At 46.2% G+C, this 264-nt stretch carries 1 pseudogene; it reads left to right on the top strand.

Annotation, left to right across the window (positions count from 1 at the left end):
* Nucleotides 1-264: pseudogene (locus SB775_RS30480) on the top strand (flagellar biosynthesis protein FlhF); the annotation flags it as partial.

The following is a 264-nucleotide window of genomic DNA, read 5'->3' as shown; positions in this document are numbered from 1 at the left end:
ATTTTAAATTCTAAAACCGTTGTCAAACGAAAGCTGTTCGGTTTAAAAAAACAGCAAATGGTCGAAGTGATTGCGGTGCTGGATCAAGATTTTGAAGAAAGAGCTGGTAATGGACTAAACCCACCGGCTCCTATCCCGGTGTTACCGAAAAAGGAGCCGGTTCAAAAGCAGGCGCAAGAACCAGCCTTTGCTCCTGAGGCAGTCAAAGCCATTTCCCCTCATTCTCACCCTTTAGAATATACAAGGAACGAGCGGCATGCTGGC

Source organism: Peribacillus sp. SIMBA_075 (genome assembly GCF_046534585.1).
The sequence above is the reverse complement of the archived record's forward strand: the minus strand, read 5'-3'. Positions and strand labels throughout refer to the sequence as shown.